The following is a 1,161-nucleotide window of genomic DNA, read 5'->3' as shown; positions in this document are numbered from 1 at the left end:
ATACAGATGCGATTCTTCCCCCACAGTCGGCGCGCAAAATACTCGCGACGGATCAAAACCAAGACTTTCCGCGCTCTCGTGCTGCCACAGCAATTCGGGCTTGGCCAAGCGGTGCGTAGTAACAGGTACGAAACACGCCTCGGGCAATTGCACTGGATGGCTCATTCAGCCCCCCTTTGTACCGAACGCCCAGCTGCCATGAAGCTGGTGCGGTCAGCACGGGAGAGTCGCTTGCAAAGCCGACCTTGTGCCTTCACACGATGGTAGGTTACGCACTCGCGATCCTTAAATACAACGTCTCTGAGGTTTTCCAATATGGGCCGCAGCTGCCCTGGCGCGGCCGCAAAATCCAGCACCCAAGTGCTCGCCCCATCGTTGAACTCCCAGGGAGCCAGTTGTCGGGGCTTTCCGCCGATGAAACGCCGCTCCACCTCTGGAGTAAGCGTCGCCCAGATTGCGAAACCTACACATTCATGCGCAGCGTTTACGAAAACGACGATTTGACCAACCTCGATCGCACGTTGTATTAATATTGCAAGTCCACCAAGCGCCGGACCGCGATTACTAAGATGATTGACCGCGAACCGCATAACCAAGCCGGTCGCTAACGCACGGTCGCGCTCGGCCAAGTCAACCTTCGATTCATCCGATAAATTACATATATACCGCATCGCCTTTTTCATCTCCATATAACGGCAGCTCTATTGGCTATTTTCAGAGTTTAGGTTCATTGGAATCCGCGCACACTACTTCGACTATTCGACCGCCCTGTTCAGTAGAGATGATCTCAACCGCGCGCTGCGCGCCCGCGATGGTCTCAGGGCGATGAGCAATGATTAAACGCGTTAGCTGCATATGGGCAATCGCCGCTGTAACCGCCCGCTCATTCGGTATATCTAAATGGCTTGTGGCTTCATCCAAAGCTAATACCTTTGGATTTTTGTAGAGAGCGCGAGCGAGCAGTAAGCGCTGCTTCTGCCCACCAGACAGACCATGACCAAGATCGCCTACAAGAGTCTCGTAGCGCATATTCATTCGGCTGATTTCGTCGTGGAGCTGTGCCATGCGAGCACAAGACTCAATTCGCTCGCGATCTGGGTTTGTGTCAAAAAACGAGATGTTGTCAGCGAGCGAACCGGTGAGCAGCACGTCCTCCTGCAT

Annotated in this window: 2 protein-coding genes; both read right to left on the bottom strand. The window is 54.0% G+C overall.

The genetic code is table 11. The annotated features are described in order from the left end of the window. Positions 1-161 precede the first annotated feature (161 nt). Positions 162-689, bottom strand: a complete 528-nt coding sequence (locus AC1DU6_RS32150; RefSeq protein ID WP_477862268.1) for a toxin-activating lysine-acyltransferase — start codon at positions 687-689, stop codon at positions 162-164. Positions 690-714: 25 nt separating this feature from the next. Further along, positions 715-1,161: ATP-binding cassette domain-containing protein (locus AC1DU6_RS32145; RefSeq protein WP_477862266.1), on the bottom strand; the 447-nt coding region annotated here is incomplete at its 5' end.

Source organism: Roseateles sp. P5_B10, from assembly GCF_056400485.1.
Note: the sequence above shows the minus strand (reverse complement) of the source record. Positions and strands in the feature narration are given on the sequence as shown.

Coding starts and splice junctions, on each gene's coding strand:
- AC1DU6_RS32150 (WP_477862268.1), bottom strand. CDS start 689: ATGGAGATGAAAAAGGCGATGCGGTATATATGTAATTTATCGGATGAA.